Below are 24,272 nucleotides of genomic sequence, written 5' to 3'. Positions count from 1 at the left end.
CGTTCCGTGTTCACCGGCCCGGCACCGCGCCCATGATCCGGCTGGCCCAGACCTCACACGGTGAGTTTCCGGTGCGCGTGGTGGCGGGGCGCATCCTGTCGGTGGCGCAGCAGCCCACGCCCCCGGCTGCGCACACAGGCGGCCTCACCGGCCTGGCCTGCACCCGTCTTGTGATCGAGCACGACCACCTGGTGAGAGAACTGGCACTGGTGCATCTGCAGCCGCTGGACATCCTCCCGCACCGCAATGTCACCCTCGTCACCGGCTGTGAAGTCGAGCGCGAATGGCCGCTCTACATCTACAGCCCGAACGACAAGAACCACCGGCGCTTCGACGAGCACATCGGGTGGTTTCTGGGAAGCCAGGGCGCGAAGCCGCTCAGCGAGACGGACCAGCGGGTGATCTGGTCGGACATCCTGCTGCAGGTCTTGCCTGGCGGAACACGCTGATCGCTTTGATCAAAACAAAGGGGCCTTTCGGCCCCTTTGTTTTTTCTGCCTGGTGCGATCACGCCAGATCGAAACGATCCAGGTTCATCACCTTGTTCCAGGCCGCCACGAAATCGCGCACGAACTTCGGTTGCGCGTCGCTGCTGGCGTAGACCTCGGCCAGGGCACGCAACTGGGAGTTGGAGCCGAAGACGAGATCCACCACGGTGCCGGTGCCCTTGGCAGCGCCACTCACCCGGTCGCGGCCTTCCAGCACGCCGGGGGCGGTGGTGGACTTCTGCCATGTCGTGCCCATGTCGAGCAGGTTCACGAAGAAGTCGTTCGTCAGGGTTTCGGGCCGCTGGGTGAAGACACCGTGCGGGGTCTGCCCCACGTTGGTGTTGAGCACGCGCAGGCCACCGATCAAGACCGTCATCTCGGGCGCGGTCAGCGTGAGCAGGTTGGCCTTGTCCAGCAGGCGCTCGGCCGAGGAGCTCTCGAATCCCTTGCGCGCGTGGTTGCGGAAGCCGTCGGTGATCGGCTCCAGTGGAGCGAACGACGCCGCATCGGTCTGGGCCTGCGTGGCATCGGTGCGACCCGGCGCAAAAGGCACCGTCACCTCATGGCCGGCTTTCTTCGCCGCAGCCTCGACCGCTGCGCAGCCGCCCAGCACGATCAGGTCGGCCAGTGAAATCTTCTTGCCGCCCGACTGCGCGCTGTTGAAGGTTTTCTGCACCGCTTCAAGCTTCGCCAGCACCTGAGCCAGTTGAGCCGGCTGGTTGACTTCCCAGTCTTTCTGAGGCGCCAGGCGGATGCGCGCACCGTTGGCCCCACCGCGCTTGTCGGAGCCGCGGAAGGTGGAGGCCGAAGCCCAGGCCGTGGTGACCAGTTGGGAGATCGACAGGCCGGATGACAGCAGCTGCGCCTTGAGGGACGCCACGTCCTGCTCGTTGACCAGGGGATGGTCAACGGCGGGCACCGGGTCTTGCCAGATCAGCTCTTCTTTCGGCACGAGCGGACCGAGGTAACGGGACAGCGGTCCCATGTCGCGGTGCGTGAGCTTGAACCAGGCGCGGGCGAACGCGTCATGGAACTCCTGCGGATTGGCCATGAACCGGCGCGAGATCTTTTCATACGTCGGGTCCATGCGCATGCCCATGTCGGCCGTCGTCATGGTCGGGACCTGGCGTTTGCTCGGGTCGTGCGCATCGGGCGCCGTCGCCGCATCGGAATTTTTGGGGTTCCACTGGTGTGCGCCGGCCGGGCTCTTGTTGAGCACCCATTCGTTGCCGAACAAGGTTTCGAAATAGCTGTGGTCCCACTGCGTGGGGGTGGGCGTCCATGGTCCCTCGATGCCGCTGGTGATGGCGTGTGCGCCCTTGCCACTGCCAAAGGCATTCTTCCAGCCCAGACCTTGCTCTTCGATGCCCGCGCCTTCGGGCTCGGCACCCACGTACTGGCCCGGGTTGGCCGCGCCATGGGATTTGCCGAAGGTGTGGCCGCCGGCGGTGAGCGCCACGGTCTCTTCGTCGTTCATGGCCATGCGGGCAAAGGTTTCGCGGACGTCGCGGGCAGAGCCGAGTGGGTCCGGGTTGCCGTTGGGGCCTTCCGGGTTCACGTAGATCAGGCCCATCTGCACGGCGCCCAGCGGGTTCTCGAGTTCGCGGTCGCCGGTGTAGCGCTGGTCGCCCATCCATTCGGATTCGGGACCCCAGTAGATCTCTTCCGGCTCCCATACGTCGGCGCGGCCGCCGGCGAAACCGAAGGTCTTGAAGCCCATCGAATCCAGCGCCACGTTGCCAGTGAGGATCATCAGATCGGCCCACGAGAGCTTGTTACCGTACTTCTGTTTGATCGGCCACAACAGGCGGCGCGCCTTGTCGAGGTTGCCGTTGTCGGGCCAGCTGTTGAGTGGCGCAAACCGCTGCGTGCCGGAGCCCGCGCCACCGCGGCCATCGGCGATGCGGTAGGTGCCGGCGCTGTGCCAGGCCATGCGGATGAAGAAAGGTCCGTAGTGGCCGTAGTCAGCGGGCCACCAGTCCTGGGAGTCGGTCATCAGGGCGTGCAGGTCCTTGATCACGGCATCCAGGTCGAGGCTCTTGAATGCCTCGGCATAGTTGAAATCTTCGCCCATGGGGTCGGTGAGCGGAGAGTGCTGGTTGAGCAGCTTGACGTTGAGCTGGTTGGGCCACCAGTTGGCGTTGGAGGAGGTGCCGGCCACGGCATTCTTGGGGGCGCCGCCCGAGAAGGGGCATTTGGGTTCGTTGGACAAGGTGATCTCCTTTGTGGGCTGTGGATGACCTTGTCAACTTTAGTGTGTGCCTCCCCAAACGATCAACGCAATTTTGGCAATGAAAGCCATAGTGGCGCTGCGGGGCGCTGGCCGGTGGCGCCTCAGCGCATGTGCAACAGCGATCCCGAAGACAGGTCGTGTTGTGGGCCGGTCGAAGCGACTCGTGTGGCCGGGGATCTGCGTGACGTGAGTCCGCAGAGACGCAAGGTTTCCGGGTCCTTGGAGCCGTTGAAGAACGCTTGCAGCGCGAGGCGAAACACCAGTTCCTCGGGAGCGGCTTCACTGAACAGCGTCATGCAGGAGTAGAACTTCAGGTCGTCGGGCGCACCCAGGATCTGGCTGGCCGATTTCCGGGTGTGGCGCAGCACGGCGGTGGTGCATTCGTGCAGGCGCGGGCCGAGCACCGGGTGTTTCTGAAAGGCCCGGGCCTCGTCAAGGCATTCGATGCCATAGAACTGGGCGCGGTGGCTGCTGCCCAGACCGCGGTGCTGGGGAAAGACGAACCAGATCCAGTGGCCCTGCTTCTGGCCGGCTTTGAGTTCTTCCAGCACCTGGTCGTAGACAGGGTTCTGGGCATCGAGGAAGCGTTGAAGATTCATGGTGGCGGGGCTGCGCTGAAGCGAAGGGCCAAAACTATCACGCTGTGGTGTCATCGCCCACCACAGGTGGGGGATGAACCGCCCGCCGGTCAGCCGGTGGGGTGGTCGTCGCTGCGCCATTCACCCAGGCGCCGGTAGAGCAGCCCGCGTGAAACACCGAGCTGGCGTGCCGCCCGCGACACATTGCCGCCACAGGCGGCCAATGTGCTTTCGATCAGCGCTCGGTTGGCGTGGTGCAGGGTCGGCACGGCGGGGTCGTCGGGTGGCGCGGCGTCGGGCACGTCGGCGGGGGGCAGGGGTGGCGTCTCGATGCCGGGGGCGGGGGCCCTTGGCGCATCGAGCCGGGCCTGGATCCACAGCGTCAGGCCATTGGGGCATTGGCGCGGCTGCGGCCGGCCCTGGTGGGCGAGCGAGAGCAGGTCTTCAAGCCCGAGCCCGAGCAGCGCCTCGGCGTCGGTGGGTTGTGCGGGCACACGCTCGGTGCCGAGCAGGCTGGCCCCGGTCTGGTTGAGCCAGGCCACGCGGCCTTGCCCATCCACGGCGGCCAGGCCTTCCAGCGGTGTGTGCAGCAGCGCCGGGCTCGACTGGAAACGCAGCAGCACCAACGCGGCCGATTGCGCCTCGAACAAACGGTTTTCGATGGCGGTGGCATACAGCCGTACCATGGCGGCGGCATCGAAGCGGAAGGCCTCGCCCTCGATGGAAAGGTCCAGCACACCGGCCAGATCGCCGCGTGCGTTGCGGATCGGCGCGGCGGCGCACTGCATGACCGAGACGTCGGTAAAGAAGTGCTCGGCGCCGCGCACCACGCAGGCTTCACCGGTACGTGCCACCACGCTGGGCGCGGTGGTGCCGATGTGGTTTTCATTGAGATTGACGCCAACGCGCGCCGCCTGCGGCATCAGGCCGCCTTCGGCGCGCGCGGTGGGCGTGACCTGGATCAGCACCCCGTCGGGTCCGGTGAGCAAGGCTTTGCACGGCGTTCCGGCCAGGGCGGCATCGAGTTGTTGCAGGTCGTGACTGGCGGCCTGCAACAGCAGGCGGTTGCGCGCCAGCGCGCTGGCGATGCGCGCCTTGGTCACCGGCTCGAGGTTGATCGGCTCGGAGGGCCGGCGGTTGGCCACCGTGCAGCGCATCCACGACTGGATCACCAGCTCGGGTACCAGCCCCGTGGGGCGTTGGCCCTCGTCAAAGAACATCTCGCGCGCCAACGCCACACGCTGCTCGGGCGTGGCGAAGAACAGGCCTGCCGTGCGGGGTGGCGAGGAGCGGAGGGTGGGTGGGTTTTGCATGGGGGGTGTCCGAGCGACTGTGTACTGCCGTGGCACAAACCCGCGCTAGGGAAAGTACTGAGCGGCTGTCGCGCAGGGCGCGCGTCTACGATCAACCCACCGAACAAGCCGCCGCACAGCAGCACCCCAACACGATCGAGGAAACATGAACCACACGCCCAGCCCATCCTCCCAGGCCTTTTTGCAGGCGCGCGACCAGTTGCTCGCCCTGCGCGGCGACCCCGCCGCGGCGAGTGCGCAGTTTCGCTGGCCGGTGCTCACCGCATTCAACTGGGCGCTGGACCATTTCGACGCCATGGCGAACGGCAATGACGCCACCGCGCTGTGGATCGTTGATGCCGACGGCGCCGAAGAGCGGTTGTCGTTTGCGCAACTCGCGCAGCGCTCCAACCAGGTGGCCAATTTCCTGCGTGCGCAGGGTGTGCAGCGCGGTGAGCGTGTGCTCATGGTGCTGGGCAATGAAAGCGCGCTGTGGGAGACCATGCTGGCGGCCATCAAGCTCGGCGCGGTGCTGATCCCGGCCACGGCACTGCTCACGCCCGACGACCTGCAAGACCGGATAGCTCGTGGCGATGTGAAGCATGTGGTGGTGGGTGCGGTGCAGGTGCCCAAGTTTGAATCGATCACGGGCAGCTTTTCGCGCATCTGTGTGGGCGCGCCGCAGCCGGGCTGGGTGGATTTCGCCGCGTCGAACGATGCACCGACTGCGTTTGACCCGCAGGGCACGACCCTGGCCACCGACCCCATGCTGCTGTATTTCACCTCGGGCACCACCTCGCAGCCCAAGCTGGTGTTGCACACCCACCAGAGCTACCCGGTGGGACACCTCTCCACCATGTACTGGCTCGGCCTCAAGGCGGGCGATATGCACCTGAACATCTCTTCACCGGGCTGGGCCAAGCACGCCTGGAGCTGTTTCTACGCACCGTGGAACGCGGGCGCCTGCGTCTTCATCTACAACACGCCGCGCTTCAGTTCGCAGGGTCTGCTGGCCGTGCTGGAGCGCTGCCGCGTCACCAGCCTGTGTGCACCGCCCACGGTGTGGCGCATGCTGATTCAGGAAGACCTGGCCGCCTGGCAAGGCCGGCTGGCGCTGCGCGAGGTGATCGGCGCTGGCGAACCGCTGAACCCGGAAATCATCGAGCAGATCCGCAAGGCCTGGGGGCTGACGCTGCGCGACGGCTACGGCCAGACGGAGACCACCGCGCAAGTGGGCAATGCGCCGGGCCTGCCCCTCAAACCCGGCTCCATGGGTCTGCCGCTGCCGGGCTACAAGATCCGCTTGCTCGACGCCGACGGGCACGAAGCCGATGAGGGCGAGGTCTGCATCGACCTGAGCGAACGCCCGCTGGGGCTGATGGTGGGCTACCTCGACAGCCCGGAGAAGAACGCCGAGGTGATGCGGGATGGCCACTACCACACGGGTGACACCGCCGCGCGCGATGCCGATGGCTACCTCACCTTCGTGGGGCGCGCCGACGACGTGTTCAAGGCCTCGGGCTACCGCATCAGCCCGTTCGAGCTGGAGAGCGCACTCATCGAGCACGAAGCGGTGGTGGAAGTGGCGGTGGTGCCGTGCCCGGACCCGGTGCGCACGGCGGTGCCCAAGGCCTACCTGATCCTCGCGCCGGGCGCCGTGGCGGGAGCCGAGCTGGCCGAAGCGATCTTTGCATTTGCGCGCCAGCAACTCGCGCCGTACAAGCGCGTGCGCCGCATCGAGTTCGTGAATGAGTTGCCCAAGACCATCTCGGGCAAGATCCGCCGTGTGCAACTGCGTGCGCAAGAAGTGGGGCGGCAGGCGAGCGGCGCGCGCGGCGCTGGCGAGCACCTGGAGAGCGATTTTCCGGATCTGCGCCAGGACGATTGAGGCTCCTTCCCCCAAGCGGGCAGAACGGACCGGCGCGCCCACTTCTCAAAGGCGGTGCGGAGGATCAGAATTTGCGCCTCCCCTGTTGAAAAGGAGGTTGGCCATGAAACGAAAAATCCCTGCCTTGGGCCTTGCGGTGGCTGCCAGTCTGGCGGCTTGCGGTGGGGGCGAGTTGCTGGCGGTGCTGCAGATCGTCACACCGCTGGGTGGCGCCTGGAGCAACGCCGGTTTCACCACCACCATCCAGTTCACCTCGCCGTCGCCGTTGGTCCAGGTTTTTGCGTCCAAGCTCGACATCACGGCCACCGTCGACTCCGACGATGGGGTGTGCGGCGCCACGCCGGGCAACCCGGTGGATGTGGTGGGGACCCTGGAGAACGGCGCCGTGGTGCTGCGCCCGGCGGCGCCAGCGAACGCGCCCAACTGCATCCAGGGCAGCTTCACCGACCTGCGCAAGCTCGACACCGTGGCCCTGGGCGCACAACCCGCGCGCAGCTACACCAACAGCCGGGTCGACGTGCAGATGCAGGCGGGCCTGTGGATCAGCGAAAGCGGTACGCTCACCCTGAAGTTCAACGAACCGTCGTCGGTGGACAACTTCACCGGTGCCAACACCGAAAACGTGACCGGCTGCGACGTGACCGTCCCCGCCGCCAAGGTCAACTTCGAGGGTGAGATGCGCGGCTTTGTCGTGGCCTCACTGAGCCGCCCGTTGATTCCGGAGCTGGTGAACCCGCTGAACGCCGCGCAGAAGTTTTTCACCCAGGTCGAGTATGTCGACGGTGCCACCTTGCGCCTGCTCAACGCCGGGGGCGTGCTCGTGACGCTCAAGCGCCAGCCCAACCCGGGCAACGTGACCTGCTGAGTCAGGGCAGGGCCGGCAGAAAGTGCGAGCGGCGCAGCACCACCCGCGCCTGCGATCCGGCCTGCACCTCGATATCGTCGCGTCCCTGCACGCGTGCCCACAGCGCGCGCAGCGCACCGCTTGGTGGGCCGGTCACCCAGTGTTGCACCACGTCGCCTTCGCGCAGGCCGGCGAGTGCGGCGGGGCTTCCCGGCAGAACGGTCTCGAGGACCACCCCCTCGCCCCGTTGGGTGAGCGACAGGCCGAAGCCTCCCGGTACCGCGAGGCGCCGGGGCTCGACGCAGGCGCGCCGCCGGTCCAGGTCGATCCACCAGCGCGTGCCATCGAGCAGCGCGGTGCCGGCCAGTCCCTGAAGGTCGGGTGCCAGCGCGCGGTGCAGTGCGGGCGCGTTCAGCCGCACCACCGGTACCTGGGTGCGCTGCAATGCACCCACGCTCACGCTGGCCGCCAGCGCCAGGCCGGGCGCCGCGGCGCGAGCCGGCGTGGCTTCGATGCGCACCACCGCCGCCGGGTTGCCGGTGTCCAGCAGCAGGGATTCGGCGGCGGCGTCGTTGACGCGAACGGTGATCACCGGCAGGCCGCGGTACACACCGAGATCGAGTGCCTGCGTGCCTTCGGGGCACGGGGTGGTGGTGTCCGTGGTGCTGGAACCCAAGGCCAGCGTCCAGTCCCTCAGGTCCAGATCCAGCGTGTGGCCCCGCAGCAGCGGCAGGCCCAGAATGCCCTCGATGCCCTCGCCCGCGGGACCCAGTACACCGCCAAGATCGTCGATGCGCACGGCGCTCTGGCCCGCCTGGCGCCAGGCGCCGATGTGCAGCGCGGGCAAGCTCACTTCGGTGCCATTCACCGCACCCCCGGCCGTCTCGACCCGCACGCTGGCGCCAATGGCCAGCGCGTGCCGCTCGGCAAAGGAGCGCGAGACGATGTGGCGGGTGCTGCCGGTGTCGATGATCCAGCGCCCCGGCCGGCCTTGCACCTGCACCACCACTTCGATCCACCCACCCACATCGCCCAGGCTCAGGCGCTGCAGGGGAACGCGCTCTGCGCGGACCTGGGCCCACGCCAGCAGCAACGCGCCCGCCAGCAACCAGGGTGCGCCGCGCTGAAGCCAGCCGTTCATGGCCGCAAGGTGTCCACGTAATCGGCGGTGCGCTCCACCAGCTCGGCCATCACCGGCTCCAGCGCGGTCACGCGGGTTTCCCGCCGGGCATCGGCCGTGGCCAGCGCGGATGCGTCCTGGCTCAGCACGGTGTCGAAAGCGTTGATCGACTCGATCACGTCGTTGAGCGCAAACGCCGCGCCGTGGTAGACCTCGTTGCGGATGAAGGTCATGAGTCGGGCGAATCCTTTTTGCGCTGCCCCGCCGAAACGCCAGCGTATCTCGGCGTCCAGGCCCACGAGGTGCGGGATGAACTGTTCGGTGAACACGTTGTAGGCATCCTTCACCTGCACCAGATGCGCCACCGCGTCGTCCTTCACCAGCGTGGCCAGCGGCCAGGCCAGTGCGGCCTTCACCGCATACAGGCGCGTCTGGAACTCCACCAGGTCGCGCTCCAGCGTGTCGACGAAGCGGCGGTTGCTGTCGCCCTTGGGCTCCATGCGGTCGAGCCAGTCGCTGGCCCAGTGAAACAGCGTCTGTGCGATCGCCGTGCGGGCCTTGTCGGTGCCGCTGTCGCTGCGGTCGCTGGCGTCGATGAAGAGCCGCTGCGCAAACTGCTGGAACGGGGGTGCACTGGCCGCCAGATCGATGCCCGCTTCGATGACCACGGGCAGCACGAACACGCGGTCCTTCTGCGCCTCGCGCTCCATGGCCCAGTTCACCTCCTGCGCCACCCAGGCCTTGGCCAGCGAGATGCGGCTGATCAGCACGATGAACACATGGCTGTCCTCGATGGCCGTGATGATGGTCGGATCGAGTTTCTCGCCGCCGAGCAACTCCCGCACATCGACCCAGGCGTCGATGAAGTCGGGCAGTTGGGCCAGGGCCAGAGCCAGCGGCTTGTCCTCCCAGGCGTGGCTGATGAAAACGCGCATCGTCGTGCTCCCTCCGATCGTGGCGCCACTGTCGGCGCGCCACCGGGGTGTGTCAACCCTTGACCGGCGCCGCATGTCCCGATGAGCGGTTGACTGGGTGGACCAAGTGCCCTCCAGTAGGGTACGGGGGTGGGTAGCATCAAGAGAGCCGAATTCCCGCAATGCCCCCTGGAAGCCCCCACCCATGAAGAACCGCCCCAATGCCGTCTCTGGAATGTCCCGTCGCACGTTCAGCGGGCTCGTTGCCGGCGCCGCTGTTCTCGGCGTGCCCAGCTTGCACGCCCAGTCGGGCAACCGCATCGTGCTGGGCCAGTCGGCCGCCTTCACCGGCGCCGCCGCGCAGCTGGGCATCCAGTTTCATGCGGGTGCCAAGCTGTTCTTCGATCAACTCAATGGCCAGGGTGGGGTGAATCAGCAGCGCGTGGAGATCCTGCAGCTGGACGACGGCTACGAGCCGGACCGCTGCGTGGAGAACACCAACAAGCTGATCGCGGCCGATGTGTTCGCGCTGTTCGGCTACATCGGCACGCCCACCAGCGTGGCCGCGCTGCCGCTGGCTTTCAAGGCCGAGGTGCCATTCTTCGCGCCGTTTACCGGCGCCATGGGCCTGCGCCAGCCGTTCAACCGGCTCGCGTTCCACTTGCGCGCCTCGTACAACGACGAGACCGAGCTCATCGTGCGCCAGCTCACCAACCTGGGCCTGAAGAAGATCGCGGTGTTCCATCAGAACGATGCTTACGGCAAGGCCGGCCTCGATGGCACGGTGCTGGCCCTGAAATCACGCAATCTTGAGCCGGTGGCCACGGCCACGGTGGAGCGCAATTCGGTCGACGTGGCACAGGCGGTGGAGAAGATCAACGCGGCCAAGCCCGACGCGGTGGTGCAGATCAGCGCCTACAAGTCGTGCGCCGCTTACATTCGCGCGGCCAAGGCGGCGGGTTACGGGGGCACGTTCTACAACGTGTCGTTTGTGGGTACGCAGGCACTGGCCGACGAACTGGGCAAGGACGGCGCGGGCGTGGTGGTGTCGCAGGTCATGCCCACGCCCTACGCGGCGTCCAAGCCGATCGCGCGCGAGTTTCAGGAGGCCATCGGCAAGGGCGGCAACAAGGTGCAGGCCAACTTCTCCAGCATGGAAGGCTTCCTGGCCGCCAAACTCTTCACCGAAGGACTGCGCCGCGCGGGCTCACGCGTTACGCGCGATGGCCTCATCAACGGGCTGGAATCGATCGGCACCACCTCCATCGGTGGTTATTCGGTGTCGCTCAGCCCCACCAACCACGTGGCTTCGCGCTACGCGGAGCTGTCCATGCTCACGGGCGACGGACGCGTGCGAACCTGAAGGGCTCAGCGGCCCCGGATCAGCCCTGCTGGCAGAGGGCGTTCGGGTGCTCCCAGCCAGAGCCGTTGCGCGGCCACTCGACGAGCACGCCTTCAGCGGTCTGGGCCACGACGCGGCCATCGGTGCGGTCCAGGCTGCCCTGGTGCAGGCGGTTGACACGAACGCCGACCTGGAAACGGGGCGTCTGGAAAAAGGTCTGGAAAAACTTCAACATGGGAACTCTCTAAGGGTTAACCCGTATTTTAGGTGTTTGGTTGTGAAGCGCGTGATTCATCAGAATTGCTAATGGAACATCAGGGGTGGCTCCCCAAGCACAGATTGGGGTGGGTCCCTGCGGTGGCGGTCACCATTGAACACATCTCGAAATACCCTCCAAACGCGGTCAGTCCGCGCTGGGCGAGAGAATCGAAACCATGAAATTTCACCTACACGACCTGGGTTATGAGCCCACAGACCTGCACGTGACCGTCTCTGAATTGATGGTTGCCACCGCCGATCAATCCGACGAGATGCTGGACCAGGCCATCACGGATGTGCTGAAGACACTGCGCGACCGCATGAACATGGACGTGGTTTTCTGTTCAGAGTTTGTGGACGGGCGGCGTGTGTTCCGCCAGGTGGCAAACGACAAGGCGCGCCCGACCATTTCCGTTGGCGGGTCGGATCTGCTCGAGGAGAGCTGGTGCCAGCGCGTGGTCGACGGGCGCTTGCCGCGCTACATGGCCGATGCCCGAGCCGACCCTCTGGCCAATGCCCTGCTGGAACAGTTGCCGTTTTCGATCGGCACCCACATCAGCACGCCGATCGTGCTCAAGAGCGGCGAGATTTACGGCACCCTGTGCTGCTTCTCGTTCAGTCCGCAGGACAACCCGAATCCAGACGACCTGAAGACCCTGGAGATGACGGCCAGGCTCACCGCCATGCGGCTGGAGGGGCGCAACGTCAGGAGCGCGCCGCGAGAGATCCCGGCGTGGGATCTCAAGCCCAGGTGAGTGTCGGCAGGCCGGAGCACACCACCGGGACCTGACAAAAAGTCGCACCACCGCGTCGGCTTTTGGCCGATACTGAAATTCAGAACCGCAACCGCAGACCCCGCGTGGTTGGCTGGCGCGGCCGCTGATCGCCCTCCCTGTGTCCCCTCCCGAACGAGACGCCATGGACAACACGTCAGCCACCCCCCAACTCTCCACCAGCGCCTGCGCCCTGTACGACCGGGTGCCCTGCGGGCTCGTGTCCATCGACGCGGAGCTGCGCGTGGTCCACATCAACCGCACGCTGATCGATTGGCTGGGCATGGACGCGCGCGGTTTCAGGGAAGGCCGACCCACGCAGGCCACCGACTTCCTGAGCCTGGTGGGTCTCACCGATGCGCACTCCCGCGCCCTGCTGGGTGCTTACCTGGCCATGCTCACGCGTGGTGGCCTGGGGGCGCCGCTGGAGCTGGACATCCCTGGCCCGGGCGACAAGGTGTTCAGGGCCGAGGTCGGCATCGACCCGGTGCTCGATGCCGACGGGCACTTTCTGTGCGCCAGCGCGGTGGTGATGGATGCCACCGCGCGCAGCGAGGCCGAACACCATGTGGCTCAACTCAGGCGGGACCTGGAGCAGCGCGTGACCCGGCGCACCAACCAGCTGGTGGCGGCGAACAAGGACATCGACGTGTTCTCGCACAGCGTCTCGCACGACCTGCGCGCGCCGCTGCGCCACATCTCCAGCTTCGTGACGCTGGCGCAGGAGCGCTTGGGCCCCGGCGGTGACAGCCAGCTGCTGCAGTACCAGGCCTCGATCGCCAAGGCGAGCAAGCGCATGGGCTTGATGATCGAAGGCTTGCTGGAGTACGCGCGCATGGGGCGTGTGTCGCTGGCGCGCCAGCAAGTGCCTTTGAGTCCGCTGGTGCACGGTGTGGTGCGGCACCTGCAGGCCGAACACCCGGCGCGTTCGATCGAGTGGGTGATCGACGACGATCTGCCGCAAGTGCGTGGTGACGCGATCCTGCTGGCCGAGGTGCTGCGCAACCTGCTGGAGAACGCGGTGAACTTCACGCGCACCCGCGCTGCGGCCCGCATTGAAGTGGGCCAGTGGACCGACAGCACCGGTGAACGTGTGGTGTTCGTGCGGGACAACGGCGTGGGCTTCGACCTGGAGCACGCGCCCAACCTGTTTGCCTTGTTTCAGCGGCAACACCACTCGATGGACTATGAAGGTATCGGCACTGGCCTGGCGCTCACGCAGCGCATCGTCGAGCGTCATGGCGGGCGCATCTGGTGCGAGGCGGCGTCCAGCGCCGGTTGCACCTTCGCCATCAGCCTGCCGGGGCAGGTGATCGATCCCGAAAGCGAGTTCGGCCGGCTGCCCCCCTGAGGGCCGCGCGGCCGTCGATCAGAAGCGCCGCGTGAGTTCCACGCCGGCCGAGAGCGAGCGGCCCAGGCCGGGCTCGAAGAAGCGGTTGTTGCCATCGTTGACGATCACCGAGCCCACGTGCTTTTTGTCGGTGAGGTTGTCGATGCGCACGAACTCGCGCCAGGTCCAGGCGCCGGTGGTTTGTTCGAAGCGGGCGCCAACGCCCAGCAAGGTGTGCTTTTCCGCCAGCGCGGTGACGCGGTTGTTGGCGTCGTTGGCAAACACGCTCCCGGTGTGCCGGGCCTCCAGCGTGAAGACCCCACCGATGCCCGAGACCAGGGCCGGGGCCCACGCCAGCTGTGCGAAGAGCTGGTGTTCGGGCAGACCCGGCATGCGGTTGCCGGCGGGAATGCTGGCTGTGCCGCTGCCGTAGCGCGCGCGCAGGTAGGTGTAGGCACTGCTCAGCGTGACACTGCCCATGCCGTACTCGGCCGACAGTTCCAGTCCCTGGCGTTTCGTGCTGCCGCCGTTGGCGAAGGTCGCGCGCCCATCGATCGTGCCGGCCGAGACGATCTCGTCGCGGGTGCGGATGTCGAACAGCGTGGCGTTCCACAGGCCCGCTGCGTTGCGTCCGCGCAGGCCGACCTCGGCGCTGGTGCTGCGTGACGCATTGAGCGCCGTGTTGAGGCCGGCACCGCCATCGCTGCGGTACGCGGCCTCGTTGAGGGTGGGGGTTTCCAGGCCCCGTCCCACGGAGGCGAAGGCTTGCAGTTGGGGCGCAAGCTGCCAGCGCACCCCCACCACCGGCAGGTAGCCGTCGAACTTCACCCCGCCGCTCTGGTCACCGTTGGACAGAAAGGTGTCGGTGGAGACGTAGCGCGCGTTGACGCGGCGCAACCCACCTTCGAGCGTCCAGTCTTCTTTCTGCCACGAAGCGCGCACGTAGGGATCGAGCGTGGTGGCGCGGTTGGTCTCGTCGCGCCGCAGCGCTCCGAGCACGCCCAGCGCGGTTGGTGTCGCGGCCGCTCCGGTGAAGTTCTGGTAGCCGCGACGCAGGTCGGTCTGCCGATCTCCCGCCAGGCCGGCGCTCAGGTCCAGTTGGCCGCCGTTCCACTCGCGCTGCAGGCGCCAGCGCGCGTTGAAGCCCCAGTAGTCGCGGTCGAGGTCGATCACACCGCCCGAGTTGCCCGGACTGGTGACGGGGTTCTGGTTGCCCGGCGGGATCGACTGGAACTGGATCACCCGGCGCTGGCCGGCGTAGCCCATGAGTTCGACCTTGTGCCCGTTGCCCAATGCCTGATCCCAGGCCAGACCGGCCTGCGTCTGCGAGACCGACTTGCGCGTGTTGAACAGGATGGGTTGGGGTGCGGTCTGCTCGGGGTTGGCATCGAACTGCGTGCGGCTCAAGCCCTGCGGATCGAGTGCGAATGCACTCTGCCGGTTGAAGACCAGGGTGGTGCGTCCACCGTCGTGGGCGCGTGAGAGTTTGGCGTTGGCCGTGCTGCGGTGCGCGGCCGACTGCGGTCGCGCGCCGTCGGTGGCGAACTTGCCCACGTCCAGCGTGTAAGACCAGCCCGGTGCCTCGGCCGTGCCGGTCTGGCCGGTGGCCTGGGTCGAGAAGCGCCACAGGCCGTTGGCCCCGGCCGCCACGCCGGCGCGGATCTCGCCCGGGCGGCCGCCGTCTTCCGTGTAGAGCAGGATCGCACCGCCACTGGACGCACCGTAGAGCGCAGAGAAAGGCCCACGCACCACCTCGATGCGGTCGGCACTGCCCAGTGGGAAGTTGGCCGCCTGGCCCGAGCCGTCGGGCGCGCTCGCGGGAATGCCGTCGACAAACAGGCGCACGCCGCGCACACCAAAGGTGCTGCGCGCCCCATAGCCGCGGATGGAGACCTGGAGGTCCTGGGCGTAGTTTTCACGGTTGCGGATGACCAGACCCGGCACGCGCGCCAGACCCTCGGACAAGTTGATCTGCAACTGGCCGTCGCGCAGTTCGCGGCCGTCGACCACGTCCACCGTGGCGCTGCCGCGCCAGCGCTGGTCGGCCGAGCCGCTGCCGGTGATGACGACGGGTGCGAGGGCGCCGCCATCGGCTTCGGGCGGTGGGGGGGTGGTCTGGGCGTGCAGCCAGGCGGGCATCACGGCCAGGGGAAAGAGAACCAGAGAGCGCACTTGCATGATGGGGATGGGCTTGGGTGTCAGGGAATCTGAACGCTGATCTGCAGCGACGAATACCAGGCCGCGAGATCCTCGATCTCGGCGTCGGTCAGGGGTTTGGCGATCACGCCCATCACTTCGTGGGGGCGTTTGCCACTGCGGTAGTTCTTGAGTTGTTCGACGAGGTAGATGGCGGGTTGACCCGCCAGGTGGGGTGCGTTGGGCACCATGGACATGCCGGTGGGGCCGTGACACACCGCGCAGACCGCGTTGGCCTTGGTGCGACCCACCACGGGGTCGGCTGCGTGGGCGGCGCCGACGCTCAGTGCGGCAGCGGCCATGAGGAGTGAAGTTCGCATGGGAGGGAGATCCGTTCAAACGTGAAGGGACGCCAGGCGACCCGCGTGGGCCGACTGGCGCCAGGGAGCGGGTGCCCGATCAGTTCGGCGTGTAGGTGACGCGGTAGATCGCGCCGACGTAGTCGTCGGAGATCAGCAGCGAGCCATCCTTCATCGGCGCCACATCCACCGGGCGGCCCTTGTACACGCCGTTGCCATCCAGCCAGCCCTCGGCGAACACCTCGGCCTTGCCGGCGGTGCCGTTGGCGTTGAGCGGTATGAAGTTGATCAGCGCGCCGGTGGCCTGGCTGCGGTTCCACGAGCCGTGCGCGGCCACGAAGATGCCGCCCTGGTACTTGGCCGGGAACTGCTTGCCGTTGTAGAAGGTCATGCCGAGCTGGGCCTGGTGGGCCGGGAACTCCACCTGCGGGAAGACCGCGTTGGCGGGTTCCTTCATGTCCTTCAGGTCGGTGGCGGCGGGCGAACCGGCCACCTTGAATTTGCCGTTCCAGTAGGGGTAGCCGAAGTGCTCCCCGACCTTGGTGGCGCGGTTGAGCTCGCCCGGTGGAACGTCGTCACCCAGGCCGTCGGTCTGGTTGTCGGTCCACCACACCGACTTGTCCTTGGGGTTGATGTCCATGCCGACCGAGTTGCGCATGCCGCGCGAAAACACCTCGCGCTTGGAGCCATCGAAGGCGTTCATGCGCACCACACCGCCGATGCCGATCTTGTCGTACAGGTCGACCTTGCCCGCGGGCTGCACGTTGTGCGGCTGGCCCAGGGTGATGTAGAGCGTGCCGTCGTCGGCCACGCGACAGGTGCGCGCGCCATGGTTGAACGACTCTTCCTCCACCGGGATCAGGCCGCCCTGAGGCACCACCTCGATCACGGCCACGTCCGGGCCTTCGTAGAAGAACTCGGCGGCGGGGAAGTTGAGCACGCGGTTGTGCTCGACCACGACGAGGAAACCATCCTTGGTCCAGCACACGCCGTTGGGCACCTTGAAGTTGAGCGACGGCGCGAAAGGCTTCACCTCGTCGGCCGCGCCGTCACCGTTTCGATCGGTCACGGCCCAGACGCGTGTCTTGCGCGTGCCCACGAAGAGCATGTTGGTGGAGGGGGCCACCGCCATGTGGCGCGCGTCGGGCACCACGGCGTAGAGGTCGATCTTGAAGCCGGGGGGCAGCTTCACGGCCTTGAGGTTGGCGCGGATCGCATCGGCATTCTTGCCCTCCTGCGGAACCGGTGGAATGTTCAGGTCGACGCCCGATACCTTCATCTGCTTGAGTGTGGACAGGTTGTCCTTGCCAGCCTGGGCCAGTGCGCCCGTGGCCAAGCCGCAGGCCATCAGCGCCAGCAGCAGCTTTTTGCTTGTCATGTTTGTCTCCTCTGTGTGATTTAAGTCTCGAAAACCACTTTTCGAGAAAATCATTCTGGAGGGAAACCGGGGCTGCGTGCAAGCCACATGCTTGATGTGGGATTGGCTGTTGCGCCGCTCAAAACGCCTGGTGGTCGTGCTAGAGCGGGTACACCACCCCCTCAGGGTATGGGGTCCGGGTTCAGTCAGGCACCACCGCTGTCACTTCGATCTCCACCTTCGCCTGCGCTTCAACCAGCGCGCTGACCTCCACACAGGTCATGGCCGGGAAGTGTTTGCCCATCACCTCCCGGTAGGCGGCGCCGAGTTCGCGCAGGCGGGCGTTGTACTCCACCCGGTCGGTGATGTACCAGGTCATGCGCACCATGTGCTGCGGCCCGGCATCGGCACAGGCCAGCACGTCGCGGATGTTGAGCAGCGCCTGGCGGGTCTGGTGGATGAAGTCGTCGCTTTCGAAGGTCTGGCTGGCGTTCCAGCCGATCTGGCCGCCCACGAAGACATGGGTGCCGCGCGCGCTGATGCCGTTGGCGTAGCCCTTGGGCGTGGCCCAGCCGGGTGGTTGCAGGTGTTTCATGGGAGTTGTTCTCAAACTTTCTGGGTGGCTTGCTGGCGCAGCGCGAAGCGCTGCAGCTTGCCGGTTTCGGTGCGCGGCAACTGGGGCACAAAGACCACCTCGCGCGGGTATTTGTAGGGTGCGAGGCTGTGCTTCACATGGTCCTGCAGCGCTTTCACCTGCGTGGCGTCGGCGGCTTCGCCGGGCTTGAGCACCACGTAGGCCAGCACGACCTGGCCGCGTTCGTCATCGGGCTTGCCCACCACGCCACACTCGGCCACGGCCGGATGCTCCAGCAGGGCGGCTTCCACCTCGGGGCCGGCCACGTTGTAGCCGGCGGTGATGATCATGTCGTCGGTGCGCGCCTGGTAGAAGAAGTAGCCATCGGCGTCCATGCGGAAGGCGTCGCCGGGATGGTTCCAGCCGTCCTTGACGTACTGCGCCTGACGCGCATCGCCCAGGTAGCGGCAACCGGTGGGGCCGATCACCGCGAGCTTGCCGACTTCACCGACGGACAGCGGCTCACCGGCGTCGTTCACCACGCGTGCTTCGTAGCCCGGCACCACCTGGCCGATCGCGCCGCGGCGCACCGACTCGGGCGGTGAGGAGATGAAGATGTGGAACATCTCGGTGGCGCCAATGCCGTCGAGCATCTCCAGCCCGGTGGCTTCCTTCCAGAGCTGGCGCGTGGCGTCGGGCAGGCCTTCGCCCGCGCTCACGCTGATGCGCAGTTGGCCGATTCCGTGCCGCTGCGCGAACGCGGCCATCTGGCGGTAGAAGGTGGGCGCGGTGTAGCAGATGGTGGCGCCCACGCGGCCGATGAGTTGCACCATGGCCTCGGGCGTGTACGGAATGGACGGGAAGTACACCGAGGCGCCGGCCCACATCGGAAACACCAGCAATCCCCCGAGGCCAAAGGTGAAGGCCAGCGGTGGCGAGCCCATGACGATGTCGTCGGGTGTGGCGCGCAGCACGTGGCGCGGCCAGGTTTCGCAGGCGGCGAGCACGTCGCGGTGGGTGTGCACCGCCGCCTTGGGCGTGCCGGTCGTGCCCGAGGTGAAAGCGAGCAGGGCGATGTCGGTGGCGGCCGTAGGGCAGGGTGTACTGTGCACGCACTGGCGCCCCGCCATGGCTTCAAGCGAATGCGGCACTTCCGCGCCATCGGTGTTGAACACCAGCAGCGTCATGCCGGCGGTGGTGGGGTCGGCGGCGAGCGCGGTCTTGAGCTCGTCCTGCAGCTTGACGTCGCACAGCGCCAGCACGGGCTGTGCCTTGGCGATGATGGCGCCGAGCTCTTTGGCGCGCAGCAACGGCATGGTGGCCACCGCGACCAGCCCGGCCTGCACCGTGGCCAGCCAGGCCAGCGCCATGGCCACCGAGTTGCCGCCGCGCAGCAGCACGCGATTGCCCGGCACCAGACCCAGCTCCACCGTGAGCGCGTTGGCGATGCGGTTCACTTCGGTCTGCGCCTGTGCGTAGCTCAGCGTGCGCTCGTCGCTGCGGAACAGCGGGCGGTCGGCATGGCCGGCGGCGATGGCCCGCTCGAACAGCGCTTGCACCGCGTTGACCTGTGCGGGCAGTTGCAACTCGGGCCGGTCGAAGCGCAGCTCGGGCCACTGCTCGGGCGGGGGCAGGTGGTCGTGCACGAAGTGGTCGGCTTGCGCGCTGGGAACGAGGCGTGTGGACATGGTGGTGGTGTGTTCAGGCGCGCAGCGCGGCTTTACCGAGGATGAGCAGTTGCACTTCGCTCGCGCCTTCGTAGATGCGCAGCGATCGGATGTCGCGGTACAGGCTCTCGATCTTCTGGCCCACCTGCACGCCGCGCCCACCGAACATCTGCAGCGCCATGTCGATCACGCGCTGCGCGTTCTCAGTGGCGGTGAGCTTGGCGGTGGCCGCGGCCGTGGTGTAGGCCGGCGTGCCTGCGCCCTGGGTGGCGCTGCAGTCGCGCTGCCAGGCGGCGCGGTAGGTGAGCAGGGCGGCGGCGTCGATGAGTGCGCTCATCTCGCCCAGGCGCGCCTGCGTGAGCTGGAAATCGGCCAGCGTCTGGCCAAACATCTTGCGGTGCTTGGCCTGCGCCACCGCTTCGGCGAACGCACGGCGCGCCATGCCGAGCGCGGCCGCAGCCACCGAGGCGCGGAAGATGTCCAGTGTCTGCATGGCGAGCTTGAAGCCTCCGTGCAAGGAGCCGACCATCGCGTCGCTGCCGATGGCGCAGCCGTTGAACCGCAGCGTGGCCAGTGGGTGCGGCGCCATCACGTGGAGGTGTTCGCTGCTGTCCAGGCCCTGGTGCTGTGCGTCGACGATGAAGGCGCTGATGCCACGCGCGCCCGCCCCGGGGTCGGTCTTGGCGAACACCACGTAGAAGTCGGCCAGGTCGCCGTTGCTGATCCAGGTCTTGGTGCCGTCGATCGTCCAGCCGCTGGTGGTCGGTACCGCCATCGTGGCCATGGCCGCCACGTCGGAGCCGGCCTCGGGCTCGCTGAGCGCGAAGGCCGCGATCTTCTGGCCACTGGCCACCGCGCTCAGGTAGCTCGCTTGTTGCGCGGGCGTGCCGGCGAGCGTGATGACACCGCTGCCCAGCCCCTGCATGGCAAACGCAAAGTCGGCCAGCGGGGAGTGGAAAGCGAGCGTCTCGCGCAGGATCACCAGCGAACGCGAATCGAGTGCGGGCAGGGCGCCGCCGTGCGCGGCCGGCACGCAATAGCGCAGCCAGCCAGCTTCGCCCAGGCGCGCCACCCAGTCCTTGCACGCGGCGCGGTCGTCGGCTTCGTCAACGTGCTGCAGCGCGGCCCAGTCGGCCAGGCGCGGCGCCATCTCGCGGTGGTGCGCGTCGAAGAAGGGCAGTTCCCACTGCGCTTGCGGTGGATGCATGCCGTGCGGGTGTTCGAAGGCGACCATGTCAATCCCCTTCAAAGACCGGGCGCTGCTTGGCCGCGAATGCTTCGTACGCGCGCCGGAAGTCCTGCGTCTGCATGCAGATCGCCTGCGCCTGCGCCTCGGCCTCGATCGCCTGGTCCAGCGTCATGGCCCACTCCTGATGCAGCATGGTCTTGGTCATGCCGTGCGCGAAGGTGGGGCCCTGTGCGAGTTGCGCGGCGAGCTTGTGCGCAGCGGGGAGCAGCGCGGCGCTCTCGTGCAGCGCGTTGTAGAAACCCCAGGCATGGCCTTCGGCCGAGGTCATCGCGCGGCCGGTGAACAGCAGTTCGCTCGCGCGGCCCTGGCCGATCATGCGAGGCAACAGCGCGCAGGCACCCATGTCGGCACCGGCCAGACCCACACGCGTGAACAGGAAGGCCACCGTGGCCGCTGGCGTGCCCAGCCGCAGGTCCGAGGCCAAAGCCATCATGGCGCCAGCCCCGGCACACACGCCGTCGAGTGCGGCCACGATGGGTTGCGGACAGGCCCGCATGGCGCTCACCAGCGCACCGGTCATGCGGGTGAAGGCCAGCAGCTCGGGCATGGTCATCTTCGTGAGCGGGCCAATGATCTCGTGCACATCGCCGCCCGAGCAGAAGTTGTCGCCCGCGCCAGTGAGTACCACGGCTTTGATGTCGGTGCTTTTCTGCAGGGCGAGGAACCAGTCGCGCAGCTCGGCATACGACTCGAAGGTCAGCGGGTTCTTGCGCTCGGGCCGGTTGAGCGTGACGGTGGCCACACCCTCGTTCACGCTGAGCGCGAAGTGGCTGGGGCGTGCATCGGCCATCGCGGTGTATTGGCCTCGCATGGGGTTGTGGTCGGGGATGGGGTGTTTCATTCGTCGATGCGTTGGTTGATGTCGAGTTGATGCGCCTTCACCTTGCCCAGCAGCTTGTGCAGGCTCTCCAGATCGCGCGGGCTCAGGCCTTCGAAGGCGTCCACTATCCACTCCTCGTGCTGGCGTGCCATCTCGGTGAAGGTGGCGCGGCCGAGGTCGGTGAGCGCCACCCGAAACGCGCGGCGATCGCCGTCCACACCCAGCCGCTCCACCAGGCCTTCGTTGACCAGCTGGTCGGTGATGCCGGTGACATTGCCGCCGGTGACCATGAGCCGGTGCGAGAGCTCTTTCATCTTCAAACCCTCCGGGTTGCGCTCCAGCTGGGCCATGAGGTCAAAGCGCGGCAGCGTGGTGTCGAACTGCTCGCGCAGGCCGGCGCGCACGCGCTTTTCGATCAGTTGTGAGCAGGTGAGCAGACGCAGCCACAAACGCAACTCGTGCGCATGTTCGCTGTGGGCACGCGCTTCCAGATCCAGAAGACCCCCACGCTCCCCCGCTGCGCGAGGTCCGCTGCCCCCCGAGGGGGCTGAGCCTGCCTTGGGGCGGCCCGGCGGCTGGCTCGGGTTCTTGCCTTCCCCGTTGATGGTCATGGCTGCGCCTCTTTCAAGGCTTGCTGACGCGCGGTTTCGCGGTACAGCTGGTCACGGCCGCTGTCGTATTGGCGTGGCCATTGCAGGGCGCGGGTCTGCAGCTTGGCGGCCTCGTGCAAGGTCCAGGCCGGGTCGGCCAGGTGGGGTCGAGCCACGGCGCAAAGGTCGGCGCGGCCGGCGGCGATGATGCTGTTGGCGTGGTCGGCTTCGCTGATCGCGCCCACCGCCATCGTCAGGATGCCGGCCTCGTTGCGCACGCGGTCGGCAAACGGTGTCTGGTACATGCGGCCGTAGATGGGCTTGGCCGCACGCGTGGTCTGGCCTGAGGACACGTCGATCACGTCGCAACCGGCGGCCTTGAACATCCGCGCGATCTCGACCGCGTCGTCCGGCGTGTTGCCGCCGGGCGCCCAGTCGTGCGCGGAGATGCGCACGCTCATGGGTCGGTCCTGTGGCCACACGGCGCGCATGGCGGTGAACACCTCCAGGGGGTAGCGGCAGCGGTTCTCCAGCGTGCCGCCGTACTCGTCGGTGCGCAGGTTGGTCAGCGGGCAGATGAAGGCCGAGAGCAGGTAGCCGTGCGCTGCGTGCAGTTCGAGCCAGTCGAAGCCGGCGGCTGCGGCACGTTGGGTGGACTCGACGAAGGCGGCGGTGAGCACGTCCATGTCGTCACGGGTCATGGCGCGCGGTGTCTGGTTCTGCGGACCGTAGGGCACGGCGCTGGCCGAGATCACAGGCCAGTTGCCGGACTCCAGCGGTTCGTCGATGCGCTCCCACCCCAGCTGCGTGGAGCCCTTCGGGCCGCTGTGGCCCAACTGGATGCCGATGTGCGCGTGGCTGCCGTGGGTGAAGTGCACGATGCGCTCGAAGGCGGCCTGCTGCGCGTCGTTCCACAGACCGGGGCAGCCAGGCGTGATGCGGCCCTCGGGCGTGGGGCTGGTCATCTCCACCATCACCAGTGCCGCGCCACCGAGCGCACGCGCGCCCAGGTGCACCAAGTGGTAGTCGCCCACCGCGCCGTCCACCGCGCTGTACTGGGCCATGGGCGAGACGACGATGCGGTTCTTCAGCGTGAGCCCGCGCACGGTGAGCGGCAGCAGCATGGGCGGTGTCGGATGTGAGCCCCCACGCTCCGCCGCTGCGCGGGTCGCTGCCCCCCGAGGGGGCTGATCCGGCTTGGGGCGGCCCGGCGCCGGATCGGCCTGCGCTTCAAGCCACGACTCGTAGCCTTCGAGCCAGGTTGCATCGCGCAGGCGCAAATTCTCGTGGCTGATGCGCTGGCTGCGCGTGAGCAGCGAGTAGGCGAACTGCTCCACCTCCATGCCGGTGTAGCGGTCCACGTTCTCGAACCACTCGGTCGAGTTGCGCGCAGCGTTCTGGATCTTGAGCACCTCCACGCTGCGCCGTGCCTCGTAGCCCTGCAACACCTCGGACACATCGGCGTTGGCGTGGCGCGTGAATTCGTTGGCCAGGTCGATCGCGTCTTCGAGTGCGAGCTTGGTGCCGCTGCCGATGGAGAAGTGGGCGGTGTGGGCAGAGTCGCCCATGAGCACGATGGGTATCTGGCGACCGGCCACCTCAACCCGGTGTACCCAGGTCTTGCAGATCACACGCGGGAAGCGGATCCAGTTGGCCGAGCCGCGCAGGTGCTGCGCGTTGCTGATGAGCACATGACCTTCCAGCCGATCGGCGAAGAGGCGCTCGCAGAACGCCACACCTTCGGCCTGCTCCATCTGGTCGATGCCGTGCGCCTTCCATACCGCCTCGGGTGTTTCCACGATGAAGGTCGAGGTTTCGCCGTCGAACTTGTAGGCGTGCGCCTGAAACCAGCCGTGCTCGGTCTGCACGAAATCGAAGGTGAAGGCGTCGAAGGTTTTCTTGGTGCCGAGCCACACGAAGCGGCATTCGCGCGTGTCGATGTCGGGCTGGAAGGTGTCGGCGTAGCGGGTGCGGATGCGGCTGTTGAGGCCGTCGCTGGCGATCACCAGATCGGCGTTGTACTGGGCGGCCAGCGCCTGGTCGTCGGTCACGTCGGTCTCGAACACCAGGTTGACACCCAATGCGAGGCAACGGTCTTGCAGGATGTTGAGCAGCTTCTTGCGCCCGATGCCGCAGAACCCGTGGCCGCCCGAACGCACGCGACCACCCTTGTAGAAGACCTCGATGTCGTCCCAGTGGTTGAAGGCTTCGCCAATGAGCGTGGCCGATTCAGGATCGGCCGCGCGCAGATTGCCCAGCGTCTGATCCGACAGCACCACGCCCCAGCCGAAGGTGTCGAACGGCCGGTTGCGTTCGACCACCGTCACGGTGAGCGAAGGATCACGCCGCTTCATCAGCAAGGCGAAATACAGGCCAGCCGGGCCGCCACCGATGCACAGGATGCGTTGAAGAGCCGAGTCTGGAGTGTTCATGTCTAATTAGTTTAGACTTGAATTATTC

At 67.0% G+C, this 24,272-nt stretch carries 21 protein-coding genes; 6 read left to right on the top strand and 15 right to left on the bottom strand.

Annotated features, from left to right (window positions below; translation table 11 throughout):
- The first annotated feature begins 32 nt into the window (after nt 1-32).
- Nucleotides 33-449, top strand: coding sequence for a hypothetical protein (locus tag IV113_RS10305; RefSeq protein ID WP_291084065.1), 417 nt, complete (start codon nt 33-35; stop codon nt 447-449).
- A gap of 58 nt (nt 450-507) precedes the next feature.
- On the opposite strand, the gene katG is transcribed toward IV113_RS10305, so the two are convergent.
- The 3 genes from katG to IV113_RS10290 form a co-directional block, all read right to left on the bottom strand.
- Nucleotides 508-2,700: a catalase/peroxidase HPI gene (katG, locus tag IV113_RS10300; RefSeq protein WP_291084062.1), complete on the bottom strand. Its 2,193-nt coding sequence runs from the start codon at nt 2,698-2,700 to the stop codon at nt 508-510.
- A gap of 122 nt (nt 2,701-2,822) precedes the next feature.
- Nucleotides 2,823-3,320, bottom strand: coding sequence for a DUF1810 domain-containing protein (locus IV113_RS10295; protein WP_363318600.1), 498 nt, complete (start codon nt 3,318-3,320; stop codon nt 2,823-2,825).
- 89 nt (nt 3,321-3,409) lie between these two features.
- Entirely contained in the window at nt 3,410-4,612 is a 1,203-nt protein-coding gene (locus tag IV113_RS10290) for a helix-turn-helix domain-containing protein (RefSeq protein WP_291084059.1), read from the bottom strand.
- Nucleotides 4,613-4,757: 145 nt separating this feature from the next.
- Here IV113_RS10290 and IV113_RS10285 point away from each other — a divergent pair, with 145 nt between their 5' ends.
- Both IV113_RS10285 and IV113_RS10280 read left to right on the top strand, forming a co-directional pair.
- Nucleotides 4,758-6,479, top strand: coding sequence for an AMP-binding protein (locus IV113_RS10285; RefSeq protein WP_291084057.1), 1,722 nt, complete (start codon nt 4,758-4,760; stop codon nt 6,477-6,479).
- 103 nt (nt 6,480-6,582) lie between these two features.
- Nucleotides 6,583-7,344 (top strand): hypothetical protein, encoded by a 762-nt coding sequence (locus tag IV113_RS10280; RefSeq protein ID WP_291084054.1) that lies wholly within the window; start codon nt 6,583-6,585, stop codon nt 7,342-7,344.
- Nucleotide 7,345: 1 nt separating this feature from the next.
- On the opposite strand, the gene IV113_RS10275 is transcribed toward IV113_RS10280, so the two are convergent.
- Both IV113_RS10275 and IV113_RS10270 read right to left on the bottom strand, forming a co-directional pair.
- On the bottom strand, nt 7,346-8,464 hold the full coding sequence (locus tag IV113_RS10275; RefSeq protein WP_291084050.1) for an aspartyl protease family protein: 1,119 nt from the start codon (nt 8,462-8,464) through the stop codon (nt 7,346-7,348).
- A complete protein-coding gene (locus tag IV113_RS10270) occupies nt 8,461-9,378 on the bottom strand; it encodes a toll/interleukin-1 receptor domain-containing protein (protein WP_291084047.1) in 918 nt (305 codons plus the stop codon). Before IV113_RS10270 ends, IV113_RS10275 begins: the two co-directional genes overlap by 4 nt.
- 184 nt (nt 9,379-9,562) lie before the next feature.
- Here IV113_RS10270 and IV113_RS10265 point away from each other — a divergent pair, with 184 nt between their 5' ends.
- Nucleotides 9,563-10,720, top strand: a complete 1,158-nt coding sequence (locus IV113_RS10265; protein WP_291084045.1) for an ABC transporter substrate-binding protein — start codon at nt 9,563-9,565, stop codon at nt 10,718-10,720.
- 19 nt (nt 10,721-10,739) lie between these two features.
- Here the strand turns inward: IV113_RS10265 and IV113_RS10260 are convergent, their stop codons facing one another.
- Entirely contained in the window at nt 10,740-10,934 is a 195-nt protein-coding gene (locus tag IV113_RS10260; RefSeq protein ID WP_291084043.1) for a hypothetical protein, read from the bottom strand.
- A 199-nt stretch (nt 10,935-11,133) separates the two neighbouring features.
- Between IV113_RS10260 and IV113_RS10255 the strand changes: the two genes are divergently transcribed.
- Nucleotides 11,134-11,712, top strand: a complete 579-nt coding sequence (locus IV113_RS10255) for a GAF domain-containing protein (protein WP_291084041.1) — start codon at nt 11,134-11,136, stop codon at nt 11,710-11,712.
- 163 nt (nt 11,713-11,875) lie between these two features.
- Complete coding sequence (locus tag IV113_RS10250) at nt 11,876-13,081, top strand: ATP-binding protein (RefSeq protein ID WP_291084038.1); 1,206 nt, start codon at nt 11,876-11,878, stop codon at nt 13,079-13,081.
- 18 nt (nt 13,082-13,099) lie between these two features.
- Here IV113_RS10250 and IV113_RS10245 read toward each other — a convergent pair whose 3' ends face one another.
- From IV113_RS10245 to IV113_RS10205, 9 genes are all read right to left on the bottom strand, one after another.
- Nucleotides 13,100-15,238 carry a TonB-dependent receptor gene (locus tag IV113_RS10245; RefSeq protein ID WP_291084035.1) on the bottom strand — a complete coding sequence of 713 codons (2,139 nt, stop codon included), beginning with the start codon at nt 15,236-15,238 and terminating at the stop codon, nt 13,100-13,102.
- A 20-nt stretch (nt 15,239-15,258) separates the two neighbouring features.
- Nucleotides 15,259-15,576, bottom strand: a complete 318-nt coding sequence (locus IV113_RS10240) for a cytochrome c (RefSeq protein ID WP_291084032.1) — start codon at nt 15,574-15,576, stop codon at nt 15,259-15,261.
- Nucleotides 15,577-15,655: 79 nt separating this feature from the next.
- On the bottom strand, nt 15,656-16,933 hold the full coding sequence (locus IV113_RS10235; RefSeq protein WP_291084029.1) for a PQQ-dependent sugar dehydrogenase: 1,278 nt from the start codon (nt 16,931-16,933) through the stop codon (nt 15,656-15,658).
- A gap of 181 nt (nt 16,934-17,114) precedes the next feature.
- Entirely contained in the window at nt 17,115-17,507 is a 393-nt protein-coding gene (locus tag IV113_RS10230; protein WP_291084026.1) for a RidA family protein, read from the bottom strand.
- Nucleotides 17,508-17,518: 11 nt separating this feature from the next.
- Nucleotides 17,519-19,174, bottom strand: a complete 1,656-nt coding sequence (locus IV113_RS10225; RefSeq protein ID WP_291084023.1) for an AMP-binding protein — start codon at nt 19,172-19,174, stop codon at nt 17,519-17,521.
- A 13-nt stretch (nt 19,175-19,187) separates the two neighbouring features.
- Complete coding sequence (locus tag IV113_RS10220) at nt 19,188-20,387, bottom strand: acyl-CoA dehydrogenase family protein (RefSeq protein WP_291084020.1); 1,200 nt, start codon at nt 20,385-20,387, stop codon at nt 19,188-19,190.
- A 1-nt stretch (nt 20,388) separates the two neighbouring features.
- The gene (locus IV113_RS10215) at nt 20,389-21,243 is read right to left on the bottom strand and encodes an enoyl-CoA hydratase family protein (RefSeq protein WP_291084017.1); all 855 of its coding nucleotides are present in this window, start codon (nt 21,241-21,243) and stop codon (nt 20,389-20,391) included.
- Complete coding sequence (locus IV113_RS10210; RefSeq protein ID WP_291084181.1) at nt 21,240-21,719, bottom strand: MarR family transcriptional regulator; 480 nt, start codon at nt 21,717-21,719, stop codon at nt 21,240-21,242. The genes IV113_RS10215 and IV113_RS10210 overlap by 4 nt, the downstream gene beginning before the upstream one ends.
- A 110-nt stretch (nt 21,720-21,829) precedes the next feature.
- Nucleotides 21,830-24,244, bottom strand: coding sequence for a bifunctional salicylyl-CoA 5-hydroxylase/oxidoreductase (locus tag IV113_RS10205; protein WP_291084014.1), 2,415 nt, complete (start codon nt 24,242-24,244; stop codon nt 21,830-21,832).
- Nucleotides 24,245-24,272: the final 28 nt, after the last annotated feature.

Origin of the sequence: Hydrogenophaga sp., from assembly GCF_018780385.1 — a bacterium.
Lineage (GTDB): Bacteria > Pseudomonadota > Gammaproteobacteria > Burkholderiales > Burkholderiaceae_C > Hydrogenophaga.
Note: the sequence above shows the minus strand (reverse complement) of the source record. Positions and strands in the feature narration are given on the sequence as shown.

What these genes read in the sequence shown, in the direction of transcription:
- IV113_RS10305 (WP_291084065.1), top strand. Translation starts at nt 33, where the DNA reads ATGATCCGGCTGGCCCAGACCTCACACGGTGAGTTTCCGGTGCGCGTG.
- IV113_RS10295 (WP_363318600.1), bottom strand. Translation starts at nt 3,320, where the DNA reads ATGAATCTTCAACGCTTCCTCGATGCCCAGAACCCTGTCTACGACCAG.
- IV113_RS10290 (WP_291084059.1), bottom strand. Translation starts at nt 4,612, where the DNA reads ATGCAAAACCCACCCACCCTCCGCTCCTCGCCACCCCGCACGGCAGGC.
- IV113_RS10285 (WP_291084057.1), top strand. Translation starts at nt 4,758, where the DNA reads ATGAACCACACGCCCAGCCCATCCTCCCAGGCCTTTTTGCAGGCGCGC.
- IV113_RS10280 (WP_291084054.1), top strand. Translation starts at nt 6,583, where the DNA reads ATGAAACGAAAAATCCCTGCCTTGGGCCTTGCGGTGGCTGCCAGTCTG.
- IV113_RS10275 (WP_291084050.1), bottom strand. Translation starts at nt 8,464, where the DNA reads ATGAACGGCTGGCTTCAGCGCGGCGCACCCTGGTTGCTGGCGGGCGCG.
- IV113_RS10270 (WP_291084047.1), bottom strand. Translation starts at nt 9,378, where the DNA reads ATGCGCGTTTTCATCAGCCACGCCTGGGAGGACAAGCCGCTGGCTCTG.
- IV113_RS10265 (WP_291084045.1), top strand. Translation starts at nt 9,563, where the DNA reads ATGAAGAACCGCCCCAATGCCGTCTCTGGAATGTCCCGTCGCACGTTC.
- IV113_RS10260 (WP_291084043.1), bottom strand. Translation starts at nt 10,934, where the DNA reads ATGTTGAAGTTTTTCCAGACCTTTTTCCAGACGCCCCGTTTCCAGGTC.
- IV113_RS10255 (WP_291084041.1), top strand. Translation starts at nt 11,134, where the DNA reads ATGAAATTTCACCTACACGACCTGGGTTATGAGCCCACAGACCTGCAC.
- IV113_RS10250 (WP_291084038.1), top strand. Translation starts at nt 11,876, where the DNA reads ATGGACAACACGTCAGCCACCCCCCAACTCTCCACCAGCGCCTGCGCC.
- IV113_RS10245 (WP_291084035.1), bottom strand. Translation starts at nt 15,238, where the DNA reads ATGCAAGTGCGCTCTCTGGTTCTCTTTCCCCTGGCCGTGATGCCCGCC.
- IV113_RS10240 (WP_291084032.1), bottom strand. Translation starts at nt 15,576, where the DNA reads ATGCGAACTTCACTCCTCATGGCCGCTGCCGCACTGAGCGTCGGCGCC.
- IV113_RS10235 (WP_291084029.1), bottom strand. Translation starts at nt 16,933, where the DNA reads ATGACAAGCAAAAAGCTGCTGCTGGCGCTGATGGCCTGCGGCTTGGCC.
- IV113_RS10230 (WP_291084026.1), bottom strand. Translation starts at nt 17,507, where the DNA reads ATGAAACACCTGCAACCACCCGGCTGGGCCACGCCCAAGGGCTACGCC.
- IV113_RS10225 (WP_291084023.1), bottom strand. Translation starts at nt 19,174, where the DNA reads ATGTCCACACGCCTCGTTCCCAGCGCGCAAGCCGACCACTTCGTGCAC.
- IV113_RS10220 (WP_291084020.1), bottom strand. Translation starts at nt 20,387, where the DNA reads ATGGTCGCCTTCGAACACCCGCACGGCATGCATCCACCGCAAGCGCAG.
- IV113_RS10215 (WP_291084017.1), bottom strand. Translation starts at nt 21,243, where the DNA reads ATGAAACACCCCATCCCCGACCACAACCCCATGCGAGGCCAATACACC.
- IV113_RS10205 (WP_291084014.1), bottom strand. Translation starts at nt 24,244, where the DNA reads ATGAACACTCCAGACTCGGCTCTTCAACGCATCCTGTGCATCGGTGGC.